This window comes from Methylophaga thalassica MP (genome assembly GCF_000214595.1).
In the GTDB taxonomy this organism is placed as follows: Bacteria; Pseudomonadota; Gammaproteobacteria; order Nitrosococcales; family Methylophagaceae; genus Methylophaga; species Methylophaga thalassica.
Window position 1 is genome coordinate 249,755 of sequence record NZ_AFIG01000003.1, and the last position, 14,181, is coordinate 263,935.

Sequence of the window (14,181 nt, forward strand, 5' to 3'; positions counted from 1 at the left end):
ATGACGACTATCAGTGGTGGCAAGACAGTGCTGATTCACATTATGATGCATACTCAGGACTTATATTCAGGATGACATGTTATGCCTTTGTACCGTTTCTTCATATTTGTGTTAATCAGTCTGACGGTGGCTGTATGTGATTCTGACTCGGCGCAACGAACTCTTAAGCAACAACAACTGAATATCAGTGGTCAAATCAGTTATCGCGAACGTATTGCACTTCCCAAAAAATCCCAACTCATCATTAAACTGGAAAATATCACCAGCGCACAAAAAAATGGCGAAATCATCGCCGAAAAAACGATATCACTCGGCAACCGCCAAGTGCCCATCGATTTTCAGCTACAGGTGTTTAAAGATCAGCTGAACAAAGATGAAAATTATGCACTGCGTGCCTCTATTCAGGATAAAAGTGGGGAATTACTCTGGACCACCGATGAACTGAATCTGGTTCCTACAGATACCGATAAGGTTTCGCTCGGCCTACTTAATCTGGTGAAATTTCAACAGCCTGAGAATGATAATAGTCACACGGTACTGTTTCAATGTGGTGAACAACAGATCATAACCGTCATCAAAAATGAGTCTATGCAGCTCAAGATGAACGATGATTTGTATATGCTATTTCAGGTGCCAACCGCTTCCGGTGCCAAATATCAGTCTAAAGATAAATTAGTCAGTTTCTGGAGTAAAGGTCATCAGGGGATTCTGACCATTGCTGATATGAGTTGGAGTCATTGTACTGCTGTTAATCAGGATCAACTGGAACAACTGCCTTTCCGAGCTCAAGGCCACGAGCCAGAATGGTCGCTTTCTGCAACGTATGACCAGGTGATTATGACGTGGGATAAAGGACAGAAACAGAGCGTGCTGGCTGAGACAGAACTGAATATTTACCACACCGGTTTTGAACTCAAAGCCTACTCTGACACCCGCTATATCAAAGTAGAAACCTTAGCTACTTTATGCCGTGATGATATGTCGGGATTACCCTACCCTTATCAGGTTAGCGTGCGATTGGACAATCTCGATTTTCAGGGCTGCGGGGGCCATAGTCGTGATTTACTCGTAGGTCAGGAATGGATAGTTCAGGACTTAAATCAACAAGGTGTGATTGATTTTTCGCGTCTGACGATGACCTTTGATGATCAGGGGCGTTTATCAGGATTTACTTCATGTAACCAGTACAGTACGGCTTATGAATTTAATGAACGACTGGATATCGCTTCAGCGATTACCACACAAAAAGTGTGTCCGGTGGCTATTATGAATCAGGAAAAATTATTTTTGTCGATACTGACGGATGTGGAATCGCTGGATATCAGCATCAACGGCGCTTTGATTTTGAAAACAGCAGACGGGCGGACGATTACCGCCCGTCGCTGATAAAGCCGGGCTTTATTTCAAAGCCGGGCTTTATTTCATTACCACATGATTGTGACTATGGTAACGGCGATTACCTTCCAGCTTCCGTAACATCACATAGAAAACTGGGGTAAAGAACAAGCCGAAGAATGTGACCCCGAGCATGCCTGAGAAAACGGTGACACCAATATCATTACGCATTTCTGAACCTGCACCGGTCGATAGCACCATCGGTACAACCCCCATAATAAACGCAAAGGATGTCATCAAAATCGGTCTTAAACGCATACGACTGGCTTTGATTGCCGCTTTTACTGTTTCCATGCCATCAATCTCAAGCTCGCGAGCGAACTCAACAATCAAAATGGCATTTTTACTGGCCAGTCCCGCCAGCACAAAGAAACTTATCTGCGTGAAGATATTGCTATCGCCATCGGTTAACCATACACCCGTCACTGCTGCCAGAATCGATAGCGGCACAATGGTAATCACCACCAGCGGCAAGATAAGACTTTCATATTGTGCAGCTAACACTAAGAAAACCAATAACAAACATAAAGGGAAAATGAATAACGCAGTATTCCCGCTAATCACTTGTTGATAGGTTAAATCAGTCCATTCAAATTCCATTCCCGAAGGCAAGGTTTTTTCCAGGATCTCACTAATCGCATCTTGGGCCTGGCCACTTGAGTAACCCGGTGCGGCATTACCATTCAAGTCAGCTGCCAGATACCCGTTGTAGTGAGCCGCACTTTCCGGACCATAGCTTTCTTGCATTTGTAATACGCTGCCTAATGGCACCATATCGCCATTGCTATTCCGTACTTTTAGATTCAACGCATCATCCGGTGCATTACGATAATCAGAGTCAGCCTGAGCAATCACCTGATAGGTACGACCAAACTGATTGAAATCATTGATGTAGAGTGAACCGAGATAAATCTGCATGGTGTCAAAAATATCTTTGATGTTCAGTCCAAGCTGTTTGGCTTTTGTCCGATCTAAATCAGCATAAAGCTGAGGCACATTAATTTTATAGTTCGAGTAAACGCTGGTAAGTGCTGGACTCTGCCATGCCTGACCTTGCACCTGAGAGACTACTTCAGCAAGTTTTTCATAACCCAGATCTGCGCGGTCCTCAATCTGCAATTTAAAACCACCTGTCGTTCCCAAACCACGCACGGGTGGTGGCGGAAAAATGGCGATGAAGGCTTCTTCTACCTGAGCAAATTTCGCTTGCAAACGACCTGCAATAGCCGCAGCAGACAGGTCAGGTGACTTACGTTTATCAAATGAATCCAAAGTAACAAACACAATACCGGCGCTTGGGCTATTTGTGAAACCGTTGACGGATAATCCCGGGAACTGCACAGCACTCTGAACACCTGGTTCATTCAGTGCAATACGCCCCATTTCTTTGATAACGTCCTGTGTCCGCGCCAGCGATGCACCATCTGGTAATTGGGCAAAACTGATCAGGTATTGTTTATCCTGTGCTGGTACAAAGCCCTTTGGCAATATATTCAAACCATAGACCGTCATCCCTAATAAGATGATGTACACAAAAGACATGATGACTTTGTGTTTTAACAAACCACCGACTGAACCAGAATAACCATTTGATGCTTTCTTAAACGTCTTGTTGAAGATGTTAAAGAACCAGCCAAACAGAAAATCAATGATTCTGGTGAGTCTGTCTTTAGGCGCATCATGCCCTTTCAACAACAGCGCCGATAATGCTGGACTCAAGGTCAAGGAGTTAACGGCTGAAATCACTGTAGAGATAGCAATCGTCAACGCAAATTGTTGGTAGAACTGCCCGGTTAAACCACTCACAAAAGCGATAGGTACAAACACGGCAACCAGCGTTAACGAAATCGCGACGATAGGCCCACTGACCTCTCGCATGGCTTGGTAACTTGCTTCAAGCGGAGATAAACCATTCTCAATATTACGTTCGACGTTTTCCACGACCACAATCGCATCATCCACCACGATGCCAATGGCCAGCACCAAACCGAATAAGGACAAGGTATTGATGGAAAAGCCAAACACATGCATCAACGCAAAGGTACCGATAATTGAAACCGGCACGGCTAATAATGGAATTAATGAGGCACGCCATGTTTGCAAGAACACGACCACGACGATAACGACTAAGACAAGCGCTTCCAGTAAGGTTTTAATGACCGCATGAATGGAGTCACGAACGAATACGGTCGGGTCATACACCACGCTGTAATCGACGCCCTCAGGGAAATTCTTTTTCAGCTTGGCCATGGTGCTGCGAATATTGTCGGAAATCTCGATGGCATTCGCACCCGGTGACTGGAAGATAGGAATCGCTACCGCAGGCTGATTATTTAACATTGAGTTCAAGCTGAACTCAGCCGCTTGTAATTCAACTCTGGCAACATCTTTCAGACGTGTCACCTGACCATCACTACCAGCTCTGATAATGATGTTTTCAAACTCTTCCGGTGATTCCAGACGACCTTTTGCATTGATCGGTAATTGCACATCAACCGGTTCGGTCATCGGCGCGCCGCCGATAATACCGGCAGCTACCTGAACATTTTGCTCTCTGATCGCGTTGACCACATCCATCGCCGTCAATTGTCGTTCGGCTACTTTTTCAGGGTTGAGCCAAATACGCATGGCATAGTCACCTGAACCAAATAAACGAACTTGGCCCACGCCTTCAACTTTGGCTAACTCATCTTTAACATGCAAAACAGCATAGTTACGCAGATATAACTCATCATAACGTTTATCAGGAGAGGTTAAATGCACAACCATGGTCAGATCAGGGGAGCTTTTCACCACTGTTACGCCCAGTTGGCGAGTCACTTCTGGCAGTCTAGGGGTTGCCTGAGTGACACGGTTTTGCACCATCTGTTGAGCTAAATCCGGATCGGTGCCTATTTTAAAAGTCACAGTCAGTGTCATGCGACCATCTGAGGTAGCTTGTGAAAACATATAGATCATGTTTTCTACACCACTCAGCTGCTCTTCCAGTGGTCTGGCTACCGTCTCAGCAATGACTTTAGGGTTGGCACCCGGAAACTGAGCGTTGACGACAACTGAGGGTGGCGATACCTCAGGATATTCCGATATCGGCAGCTGAAACATCGACAGTAAGCCGGCAATAAAAATAAGAATGGATAAAACACCCGCAAATATGGGTCTGTCCACAAAAAACTTGGAAATATTCATTGCGTTCCTTCGTTACGCTATTTAGCGACTTAACTTATTGTCAAAGCTATTTTTCTGACACCGGAGCATCTGTTTCAGCCACAGCTTTCGGTGAAACAACCATATTTGGTCTAATGTGAGACAGGCCATTTACAACGACTTTATCACCGGCTTTTAAGCCCGATAACACGATACGCTTGTCTTGGTGATGTCCACCTAACACAACTTCCTGATAAACCGCCTGATTCTCATCATTGATCACAAACACAAACTTCTTGTTTTGATTGGTGCCAATCGCTCTGCTAGGGATGAGCAATGCATCTTGTTTATCAGGTGAACCGACTTTTACATTGGCATACATACCCGGCGTCAACGCACCATCTTTATTATCAAAAATAGCGCGGGCACGTATGGTGCCGCTGGCAATATCCAAACGATTATCTAAAGAATAAATATCACCGTGATACACAACGCTTTCATCTGCCGCCAGAGTCATATCAACAGGCATTGTGTGTTCTTTTTCCGTATTTCTCATCATCTTTATATATGTTTGCTCATCGACATCAAACTCAGCATAAAAACGATCATTGGCCACAATGGTGGTTAATACGGGCGCACTCGGTGTCGTTTCGATGATATTGCCTACCGTCAATTCAGCGCGGCTGAGACGACCAGCAAATGGCGCACGGATATAGCAATAATTCAGATTCAGTTTTGCTTGTGAGACAGCACTTTCTGCTTCGCGAATAGCCGCAATGGCAACCTGATTTTCATTTTTAGCGGCATCAAACACACTATCAGACACCAATTTATCTCTGACCAGTTTTTCTGTACGAGCGAGCTCATCTTTGGCCAGAGTCGCTTTCGATTTAGCAGATGCCAATTGCGCTTCGGCACTGGCTAAAGCCGCTTTGTAAGGACGTGGGTCGATAACAAAAAGTAGCTCATTTTTCTCCACTAACTGGCCATCAGTGAACAATACCTGTTGAAGTTCGCCGCCAACGAGCGGTTTGATATCCGCTCTATCAACTGCACTCAATCGACCAGAAAAGCTTGTCCAGATGCGAACTTTCTCTGGTTGTATGGTAATCACCTCAGCGACAGGTGGCGGCGGCGTATTTGGCGCTGCGGCTTGTGCAGATTTCTCACCCTGCTTTGCAAACATCACATAGGCAACTCCCGCTGCGATGCACACAAGAATAAAAATAAGTAGCTTTAATCCACCGCGATTTTGACGGTTTGATGATACTTCAGACATGGAAATCTCCGTGAGCCAGATAAGCCTAGCAGGTCCTTGATAAAACTATCCTGTTCAGGATAAACTGCAATAGAAGACATACCGACCGGTATGTTAGTCAATATGACCGAGAAAATAGTCAACTTTTCTACAAGATTCATATAAAACAACGATCTAATTCACCATCACGGTAACTCATCTTATTTAAAGTATGCTTTCATTTTGGATAGTTTCTTGTAAGAAACTTGTCACACAAACCGAGCGGTATCTATACTGTATTATTAGAATGAATGGTTTATAAAATATGTCTGTCACAGAAACTCGTGAAAAGCTATTGTCAACAGCACTGGAGCTGATCTGGCAAAGCAACTACAACTGCGTTGGCGTCAATGATATTTGTCGGCAGGCTGGCGTGACCAAAGGCGCGTTTTATCATCACTTTGATTCTAAAGCATCATTATTTTGTGAAGCCGCAAGCTATTACTGGCAAGTTATAAAAACCGACCTAGATGCTGTTTTTTCACCTATCAACTCGCCTCTGCAACAACTTGAGAATCTCATCGAGTTTGTTTTTAAATCGAAAATAAGTACACGTAATAAACCGATACCAGGCTGTCCCTTCTTTAACGCCGGAGCACAAATTGGTACGGATGATGAACAGGTATTGGAAGCCTTACGATCGCTGTCACAAACAGCCATTAATTATGATATTGCTCTGGTTAAAGCGCTGGCATCAGCTGGCTATCTCAATTACAAGGCCGATCCAGAAAGTTTAGGCCGAATGATGTACACCTATATTCACGGTGTAATGAGCTTTGCTCACCTTCAGACTGATATTTCAACCGTAAGAAAAGATCTGCCTGAAGGCTTATACCGGCTTCTGGGTATCAAAGAAGAATATTGGTTTACGGAATCAGCTACCTGGAATAAGCAACCACTGCTAGCAAAATAGTGATGCTTATGCTTGTAGCTCCCAACTTTCTATTAGCCTGTATTCCACCCCTGATGCTAAAGAAACTGACTCAACCAAAGCAAATTTTTTTGCCCGCATTGAAATCGCGTTAAAGCAGATCTGAGGTCGATATTTTGCTTTTCTGGCCAACGTCATATGAGCACGAAATGGACGGCTTTCTTTATGGACAGGTAAATCCCGTATCAGCTGGTTTAAAGCATTGACCAATTGATATAAGGATAATGGCTGTTTCTGACAGGTTAAGCAGACTATTCGAGGTCTTGACCAGTAATCAATTTCATCAAATTGAAGTGTGACTGAAGATGACCTCAGTGTTCTTGCCCTCTGTCTTAATGTCAGAATAACGTCCTCTTCAACATTCCCTAAAAAAGCTAATGTAACGTGTAAATTGGTCGACTTTAATTTTCTTAAACCCGGTTGTTCGAGACGCTCAGATAACTGACTCACCTCAGTGCGTATCGTATCATCAGGCCAAAGTGCAAAAAACACACGTCGCATATTAGATCGCTAAAACACAATCGTTGTATTGCGACCAAGTTCTTTGGCTCGGTATAGCGCCATATCGGCCCTTTTTATGCAGTCATCAACTGCTTCATCTTCATTGTACTCAGTCACACCAAAGCTTGCCGTCACTTGCAGATCATCTAAGCCAAAATCAGTGTCCTCGATCAATCGTCTCATATGCTCGGCCACAGCCTTAGCTCCATGATTGTTGGTCTCAGGACAGACGATTAAAAATTCTTCGCCACCCCAACGGCCAACGATGTCTGTGTCTCTCAAATTCTCAGACAACATATCAGCAATTTTTTTTATAACCTTGTCACCAATGACATGACCATAGGTATCATTCACTTTCTTAAAATGGTCAATGTCCATAATGATGACCGAAAATTGATGTTGATATCGATGGTAAGTCTGCAATGCTTCCTGAAATGCCTCATGCAGATAGTAACGGTTGGGTAATCCGGTTAACTGGTCATTTTGTGACATATACACCAGTTTTTTATTAACCGCTTTCAACTCCCTATTATGTCGATGAACAACGCGATAACGATAAAGAGACAAGAGGAGAATGATGAATAAACCAGCAAGTAATTTCCATAACAAACTATAGTCAGCATCATATTCCAATTTGACCGATAGCCAATTATTCAAAATCTGTTGGCGTTGGGCTTCACTAGTTGCATTGATTGCTTTGTTATAAATCGACAATAACAAAGGAAGGTCTTTACGAATACCAACAGACATATTGTATTGTTCATTAAGCACACCACTGATTTTCAGATGAGAAATACCGTGTGCCAGCATTTGATAATTGATACTCGGCACGGTATCAATAAATGCGAACGCCATCCCGCGTTCTACCAGTTTCAGGCCCTCAACAGCACTACCGGCTTCAATAATATTCAATCCAGGATAATTGTCCCTGATAAGTTTTATGGCAGCGTAGTCTCTAACCATGACAAATTTTTTATCTTTCACTTGAGACAAGTTAATAATAAATGGAATATCAGGGTGAGTCGCCAACGCAAGTGAATAGGTTATATAGGGTTTAGTAACGGTCAGATAATCGCGTCTTTCAGGGATATCCTGGGCACTGGATAACACATCACATTTTTTTTGTTGAATAAATTCGAGTGATTGATCCCAGCTGACCGTTTCCACCAGCACTACCGGCTTACCAATCATGCTTGACCATAATTGGTGAAAACTCGACATGATGCCAGTGTAATGGCCGCTTTTATCAATCCCTTCGTATGGCATCCAATCTGGATCGGTACAAAGATGAATCTCGTCGATTTTATCAAGGAAAGCTTGTTCTGATACTGTCAGATTAAGTGTTTGTTGAGCAAACGAGGGAGCTTGAACCGAGATATAAACACAAAGTAACAGTAAAAACCGTAAGCTCAACTTCATCTTCCTTGATAGCCTCATATCACTTATAGCATCGAATCATTCATGGTCACGAATAAAAACCCACTCATCTTTTTTCGACATTTCGGCGCTGTAACGATAACCATCCGTGTCAAAATTCTTAATTCTATCAGGATCTTGTATCTGATGTTCAATGATATATCGGCTCATCATGCCCCGTGCTTTTTTGGCATAAAAACTGATCATTTTGTATTGGCCATTTTTCCAATCTTTAAATACGGGGGTAATAATTCGAGCAGTCAGCTTTTTTGCTTCAACAGCTTTGAAATATTCATTTGAGGCCAGGTTAATCAGCACTTCATCCTGCAGCGACTCTTCGGCCTGTAGTGATTCACGAATATCACTGCCCCAGAAGGAATAAAGATCTTTACCTTGTGCATTCTCCAGCTTGGTGCCCATTTCAAGACGATATGGCTGAATCAGATCTAACGGTTTTAATACGCCATAAAGACCAGACAGAATTCTGAGATGCTTTTGAGCAAATGCCAGTTGTTTTTCGTCAAGTGTCTCAGCCTCTAAACCTATGTAAACATCACCTTTGAACGCTAAAACGGCTTGTTTAGCATTATCCAAATCAAAAGGGGTATGCCACGACTCGTATCTCGCTACATTCAGTCCGGCTAATTTATCACTGAGTTTCATCAGACTGGCAATATCCGCCACATTTAACTTGCGCAATGTATCAATGAGTTGTTTTGACTGCGTCAAAAATCGCGGTTGAGAGTAAGTTTGTGTGATTGGCGGCGTATCAAAATCAAGAGTTTTCGCCGGTGAAATAACAATCAGCATAAATTTTCCTGCATAAATTCAAAGAATAAAAACGTTAAAGGCTTCAATTAACATCGCTATCATTGCGTGTCACATCTCTTAAAAAGCCATCACTCTTCCAGTCACTAAAGGGAAAGGGACGATACTCACTGGTATAAGTTAAAAACGCCACAATCCGATAGACATATTGACTCAAATCCGCTGCAAAATCAGCAATATCATGATGTGGTTTACCTGTTATTAGTGCAAACAGTAATTGAACCAATACCACCAGCCAGACCACCATCATGCTCAAATAAAGAATGATCGCAAACAGAACCATATACAGGATCCGTGTCCATTGATTTTTATCACTCATATTTTGTTTAATTTGCTCGTTATCCATGCTCCCTCTCCTGAAATTATTCCAGAGACAACTTTATCACTTCCCTCTTTATATGAGTAAGAACATTGAAGGTCTATGACAGAAACTAGAGCTTAACTGTGATTTATGGGAAACTTGTTCGATTGTAGAGCACATAGACATATCGACATGAAAACACGCTTTGAGCCATTCATTTCCGTCATTGAAAATTTTATCGACCTGACTGGTCGAGCAGTATCATGGCTGATACTGGCCATGGTGTTACTCATTTGTTATGACGTAGCTATGCGCTATTTATTCAACTATGGTTCTGTCGCCTTGCAGGAACTGGAATGGCATTTATTTGCGCTGGTTTTTCTGCTCGGTGGAGCTTATACCCTTCGGCATGACGCACATGTCCGAGTTGATATTTTCTATCAAAGCCGGTTCGTTTCTGATTTAGGACGCGCCTGGATCTCTCTGTTAGGCACGCTCTTCTTTTTATTCCCGTTTTGCATGATGATTGTATTAACTGCCTGGCCATTTGCTGAAAATGCATTTTATTACAATGAAGGCTCACCTGACCCCGGCGGTCTGCCTTATCGCTTCATTCTCAAAGGAGCGATTTTAGTCGCCTTTGCACTTATTATGCTGCAAGGTATAGCTGACATACTTAAGAATCTGAAAATTATCTGCAATAAGGAGTCCAAATAATGGAGTATTTGGCTCTGGCCATGTTTCTGGTGTTGTTTTTACTGCTGTTAATCGGTTATCCCGTCGCCTTTACATTAGGTGCTATCGCGCTTGGTTTTGGCAGTATATTTTTAGGTTTCGAGTTTTTTAGTCTGTTACCGCTGCGTATTTGGGGGGTGATGACAAACTTCACTTTGCTTGCCGTGCCGCTTTTTGTGTTTATGGGAGTAATTCTCGAAAAGTCTGGGATAGCAGAAGAACTGCTTGATACCATGGGTCGCTTGTTTGGCAATCTGCGAGGCGGGCTGGCTATTTCAGTGGTTGTTGTGGGTGCGCTTCTCGCTGCAACAACCGGTGTGGTTGGTGCTTCTGTAGTCACAATGACGGTGATTGCCTTACCGTCTATGCTAAAACGTGGCTATTCACCTGCTTTAGCCAGTGGCACCATTGCCGCTTCTGGCACATTAGGCCAAATCATTCCACCTAGTATTATTCTGATTTTATTAGGTGATGTAGTCGGTGTACCTGAAGGCGAATTGTTTATGGCAGCCGCGGTACCAGGCACCTTATTAATTCTTGCCTATATTCTTTATGTCATCTGGACCGCCTGGCGACATCCGGAAGCCGCACCAGCAATCACTAATTCGGCCGATGATTCTACGCATTTAGTTTTTAGTGTCATTAAAAGTCTCGTACCACCGATGTTATTAATTCTCGCGGTATTAGGTTCTATTTTCTTTGGTATCGCGTCTCCAACAGAGTCAGCTGCTGTTGGCGCTCTGGGTGCGATTCTACTTGCTGCTATTCACCGACGGATGAACCTAGCGAATTTACGTGAAGCACTTCAACGTACAACCCGATTAACCAGTATGGTATTTATTATCTTTATCGGCGCCACCGCATTCGGCCTGGTTTTTGTTGGTATGGGTGGTGATAAACTGATTCTGGATTTATTTACAGGCTTACCGGGAGGAAAGTGGACATTTCTGGTACTCAGTATGTTACTGATTTTCTTCTTAGGCTTTTTCCTGGATTTCATCGAAATTTGTTTCATTGTTGTACCAGTGATTGCTCCGGTAGCCATTCATATGGGTATCGATCCATTATGGTTTGCTTTATTGATAGCCTTAAACCTGCAAACCTCATTTTTAACGCCACCTTTTGGCTTTTCACTATTTTATCTAAAAGCCAGTGCGCCTCCTTCCTTAAAACTGGAGTCAATCTACCGAGGCATTGTGCCTTTTGTAGCAATACAAATTGTGGTTTTGGGTTTAATCATCGCTTTTCCACAAATTAGCCTCTGGTTGCCCGAGCTCATGTCCAAATAAGAGGCCTGTTGCAGAGCTGGAGTTTTCATCTCCATCTCTGCACCGGCTTACGTTAACGGACTAAATCTTACTCAACAGCCACTGGATATCGTGATTTAAATTGTAAAGTTTCATTAAAAAACCTATTCTATATCGTTAATGATAACCATTAACATTTAGATTAAAATGAAACCAATTACTCCCTTTCTTTGCTTGAGCTGTAGCTTATTATCTTTTCAATCGGTGATGGCCGAAGATAATTCAGCCTCTTTATCCACCCTCGTCGTCACCGGTCAACAAACACCCTATATCCGACTCTCCGAAACAGCGACCAAAACCGATCAGGATTTATTAGACACACCGTTTAGCGTAAATATTGTTAACCAGAACTTTATTCAGGATTTGCAAGCTGAAACGCTAGCTGATGTCTATCCCTATATTGTCGGACTAAGTCAATCAGGCACCAATGCCAATAGTTTTACCTTACGAGGTTTATCTTCGAGCTTACAGAATGTGCAGATTGATGGCTTACCGGGCCTTGCCTCACGCTTCGGTTCTCCCTCTACAGCCAATATTGAACGCGTCGAAGTACTTAAGGGACCGGCTTCTGTACTTTATGGTTTGATGGAACCGGGTGGCCTTGTCAATATCGTCACTAAAAAACCACAGGCAGAGGCACAAACCAGCCTTAGCTTTAGTGGTCGCAGTTATGCATCAAGTGACTCAGGGTTTGGTTCTGATGTCGGCGGCACGTTTACCTATGACTCTACTGGTGCACTCACTGAGGATAAAGATTTACTCTACCGTTTTATTGGCAGTGTCGAAAATATAGATTCCTTCCGTGATGGCGTCAATGATAATAATCTCTATCTCTACCCCACTCTTTCTTATCAGATTAATCCGGATATGAATGCCACTATTGGCATGGAATATATTCGTGAACGTCGTGATGCCGATGATGGCCTGGTCGCCGTCAATAACGATATTACTCAAACGGCTTCATTGTCGACTCGCTATCAAAGAGACGGTGATTCGGATAATGATGACGGATTAACGTTATTTGGTCGACTGGAAAACCAGATTAATGACAGCACCGTATTCCGCCTGAATCTGAGAAGTGTTTATCACGAAGATGAGCGCGAACTCTATGAAAATAATGCCGTGATAGATGCCACGAACATTGTGGACTCAACCTTGAGAAGACGTGACCGTTATCAGGTTAATAAACGCCAATATCATTTCTTTGATGCCAACTTATCTCATAAGTTTGAAACTGGTGAGTTATTCCATAACACCCTTATTGGTATCAATGGCGGTTTTGAACGTGCTGATTTTGACAGAAAACGTTTTGGTCCAACAAACCGTATTACACCTAACTTGAATGTGTTTAATCCCACATCAGACAGTGGAACCCCTCTCGCACAAGATTCCGGCAATCACCGGATTACCGATAATTACAATCTGGGTTTGTACGCTCAGGATACGGTAGATCTGAATGATTATATCTCTGTGATGCTTGGTGGACGCTTTGATACACAGCGAACACGTTTTGTGGAGAAAAATGTCGGTAAGGACGATGAATTTCAGAAACAAAATACCAAAAAATTCTTGCCTCAAGCTGCCCTTGTTTTCAGAGCAACAGATGAAATCTCGCTCTACTTAAGTCATTCTGAATCATTTAATCCCAACAGCATTGAAAGTAGAAATGCCGATGGTAAAAGCTTTGATCCAGAGTTAGGTAAACAAAATGAGTTTGGTATTAAAGCGGCTTTATTCGATGACAAACTCAACTTCACCGCATCCAGTTTTAAAATCATCAAAACCAATATTACGGAAAAAGATAGCGTTACTGATGAAAACCGATTAGTAGGTGAACTGGAAAGCAAAGGCACAGAATTTGAAATACAAGCACTGCCCATCGAAAACTGGCAGATTCGTGTCGGTTACGCCAATGTTGACTCGTTCATCTCTCATAGCCTTGATAGCGAGACAGTAGGTAACAGAAATGCGTTTGCTCCCAAACATAATGGCTTTATCTGGACGCGCTATAACGTCCCGCAACCTGTCTGGGGTGGAAAAGTCGGCACCTCATTGGGACTAAACTATCAATCCTCGCAGTACACCAGCTCGGATAAAGAAAAACGCGTTGAACTGCCAAGCCATACACGCGTCGATCTCGGCTTTTATTACGATATCAAACAGTATCGTTTTGCACTGAATATCGAAAACCTGTTTGATGAAACCTATTACACGGGTGGCTCTAACGATAGTAAAATTTATCCAGGTGATCCGCGCTTAATCACCATGTCATTTAAAACTACTTTATAAAGATAATCCTGAACGGCCTAAACAGGTTTGAGTTAAA

Annotated in this window: 11 protein-coding genes; 5 read left to right on the top strand and 6 right to left on the bottom strand. The window is 42.9% G+C overall.

Annotated elements, in window-relative coordinates; genetic code table 11:
* The first annotated feature begins 81 nt into the window (after nucleotides 1-81).
* A complete protein-coding gene (locus tag MAMP_RS12775; RefSeq protein ID WP_007146492.1) occupies nucleotides 82-1,386 on the top strand; it encodes a YbaY family lipoprotein in 1,305 nt (434 codons plus the stop codon).
* A gap of 30 nt (nucleotides 1,387-1,416) precedes the next feature.
* Here the strand turns inward: MAMP_RS12775 and MAMP_RS12780 are convergent, their stop codons facing one another.
* Both MAMP_RS12780 and MAMP_RS12785 read right to left on the bottom strand, forming a co-directional pair.
* Nucleotides 1,417-4,581 carry an efflux RND transporter permease subunit gene (locus MAMP_RS12780; RefSeq protein ID WP_007146493.1) on the bottom strand — a complete coding sequence of 1,055 codons (3,165 nt, stop codon included), beginning with the start codon at nucleotides 4,579-4,581 and terminating at the stop codon, nucleotides 1,417-1,419.
* A 46-nt stretch (nucleotides 4,582-4,627) separates the two neighbouring features.
* On the bottom strand, nucleotides 4,628-5,818 hold the full coding sequence (locus MAMP_RS12785) for an efflux RND transporter periplasmic adaptor subunit (RefSeq protein ID WP_007146494.1): 1,191 nt from the start codon (nucleotides 5,816-5,818) through the stop codon (nucleotides 4,628-4,630).
* Nucleotides 5,819-6,101: 283 nt separating this feature from the next.
* On the opposite strand from MAMP_RS12785, the gene MAMP_RS12790 reads away from it, so the two are divergent.
* Complete coding sequence (locus MAMP_RS12790) at nucleotides 6,102-6,749, top strand: TetR/AcrR family transcriptional regulator (protein WP_007146495.1); 648 nt, start codon at nucleotides 6,102-6,104, stop codon at nucleotides 6,747-6,749.
* Between the two features lie 6 nt (nucleotides 6,750-6,755).
* Here the strand turns inward: MAMP_RS12790 and thpR are convergent, their stop codons facing one another.
* Genes thpR through MAMP_RS12810 form a run of 4 tightly spaced genes read right to left on the bottom strand, consistent with a single transcriptional unit; the run spans nucleotide 6,756 to nucleotide 9,858 of the window.
* Nucleotides 6,756-7,268, bottom strand: a complete 513-nt coding sequence (gene thpR, locus MAMP_RS12795; RefSeq protein WP_007146496.1) for an RNA 2',3'-cyclic phosphodiesterase — start codon at nucleotides 7,266-7,268, stop codon at nucleotides 6,756-6,758.
* 9 nt (nucleotides 7,269-7,277) lie between these two features.
* On the bottom strand, nucleotides 7,278-8,687 hold the full coding sequence (locus MAMP_RS12800) for a diguanylate cyclase (RefSeq protein ID WP_040576601.1): 1,410 nt from the start codon (nucleotides 8,685-8,687) through the stop codon (nucleotides 7,278-7,280).
* A gap of 36 nt (nucleotides 8,688-8,723) precedes the next feature.
* Complete coding sequence (yaaA, locus tag MAMP_RS12805; RefSeq protein ID WP_007146498.1) at nucleotides 8,724-9,494, bottom strand: peroxide stress protein YaaA; 771 nt, start codon at nucleotides 9,492-9,494, stop codon at nucleotides 8,724-8,726.
* A gap of 43 nt (nucleotides 9,495-9,537) precedes the next feature.
* Nucleotides 9,538-9,858 carry a DUF4389 domain-containing protein gene (locus MAMP_RS12810; RefSeq protein WP_007146499.1) on the bottom strand — a complete coding sequence of 107 codons (321 nt, stop codon included), beginning with the start codon at nucleotides 9,856-9,858 and terminating at the stop codon, nucleotides 9,538-9,540.
* Between the two features lie 147 nt (nucleotides 9,859-10,005).
* Here MAMP_RS12810 and MAMP_RS12815 point away from each other — a divergent pair, with 147 nt between their 5' ends.
* From MAMP_RS12815 to MAMP_RS12825, 3 genes are all read left to right on the top strand, one after another.
* The gene (locus MAMP_RS12815; protein WP_007146500.1) at nucleotides 10,006-10,530 is read left to right on the top strand and encodes a TRAP transporter small permease subunit; all 525 of its coding nucleotides are present in this window, start codon (nucleotides 10,006-10,008) and stop codon (nucleotides 10,528-10,530) included.
* Nucleotides 10,530-11,837: a TRAP transporter large permease gene (locus MAMP_RS12820; RefSeq protein ID WP_007146501.1), complete on the top strand. Its 1,308-nt coding sequence runs from the start codon at nucleotides 10,530-10,532 to the stop codon at nucleotides 11,835-11,837. Before MAMP_RS12815 ends, MAMP_RS12820 begins: the two co-directional genes overlap by 1 nt.
* Nucleotides 11,838-12,002: 165 nt before the next feature.
* Nucleotides 12,003-14,144 (top strand): TonB-dependent siderophore receptor, encoded by a 2,142-nt coding sequence (locus MAMP_RS12825; protein WP_139031937.1) that lies wholly within the window; start codon nucleotides 12,003-12,005, stop codon nucleotides 14,142-14,144.
* The last annotated feature ends 37 nt before the right edge of the window (nucleotides 14,145-14,181 follow it).

Excerpts from the sequence above, each read along its gene's own strand:
- MAMP_RS12775 (WP_007146492.1), top strand. The coding sequence starts at position 82 with ATGCCTTTGTACCGTTTCTTCATATTTGTGTTAATCAGTCTGACGGTG.
- MAMP_RS12780 (WP_007146493.1), bottom strand. The coding sequence starts at position 4,581 with ATGAATATTTCCAAGTTTTTTGTGGACAGACCCATATTTGCGGGTGTT.
- MAMP_RS12785 (WP_007146494.1), bottom strand. The coding sequence starts at position 5,818 with ATGTCTGAAGTATCATCAAACCGTCAAAATCGCGGTGGATTAAAGCTA.
- MAMP_RS12790 (WP_007146495.1), top strand. The coding sequence starts at position 6,102 with ATGTCTGTCACAGAAACTCGTGAAAAGCTATTGTCAACAGCACTGGAG.
- thpR (WP_007146496.1), bottom strand. The coding sequence starts at position 7,268 with ATGCGACGTGTGTTTTTTGCACTTTGGCCTGATGATACGATACGCACT.
- MAMP_RS12800 (WP_040576601.1), bottom strand. The coding sequence starts at position 8,687 with ATGAAGTTGAGCTTACGGTTTTTACTGTTACTTTGTGTTTATATCTCG.
- yaaA (WP_007146498.1), bottom strand. The coding sequence starts at position 9,494 with ATGCTGATTGTTATTTCACCGGCGAAAACTCTTGATTTTGATACGCCG.
- MAMP_RS12810 (WP_007146499.1), bottom strand. The coding sequence starts at position 9,858 with ATGGATAACGAGCAAATTAAACAAAATATGAGTGATAAAAATCAATGG.
- MAMP_RS12815 (WP_007146500.1), top strand. The coding sequence starts at position 10,006 with ATGAAAACACGCTTTGAGCCATTCATTTCCGTCATTGAAAATTTTATC.
- MAMP_RS12820 (WP_007146501.1), top strand. The coding sequence starts at position 10,530 with ATGGAGTATTTGGCTCTGGCCATGTTTCTGGTGTTGTTTTTACTGCTG.
- MAMP_RS12825 (WP_139031937.1), top strand. The coding sequence starts at position 12,003 with ATGAAACCAATTACTCCCTTTCTTTGCTTGAGCTGTAGCTTATTATCT.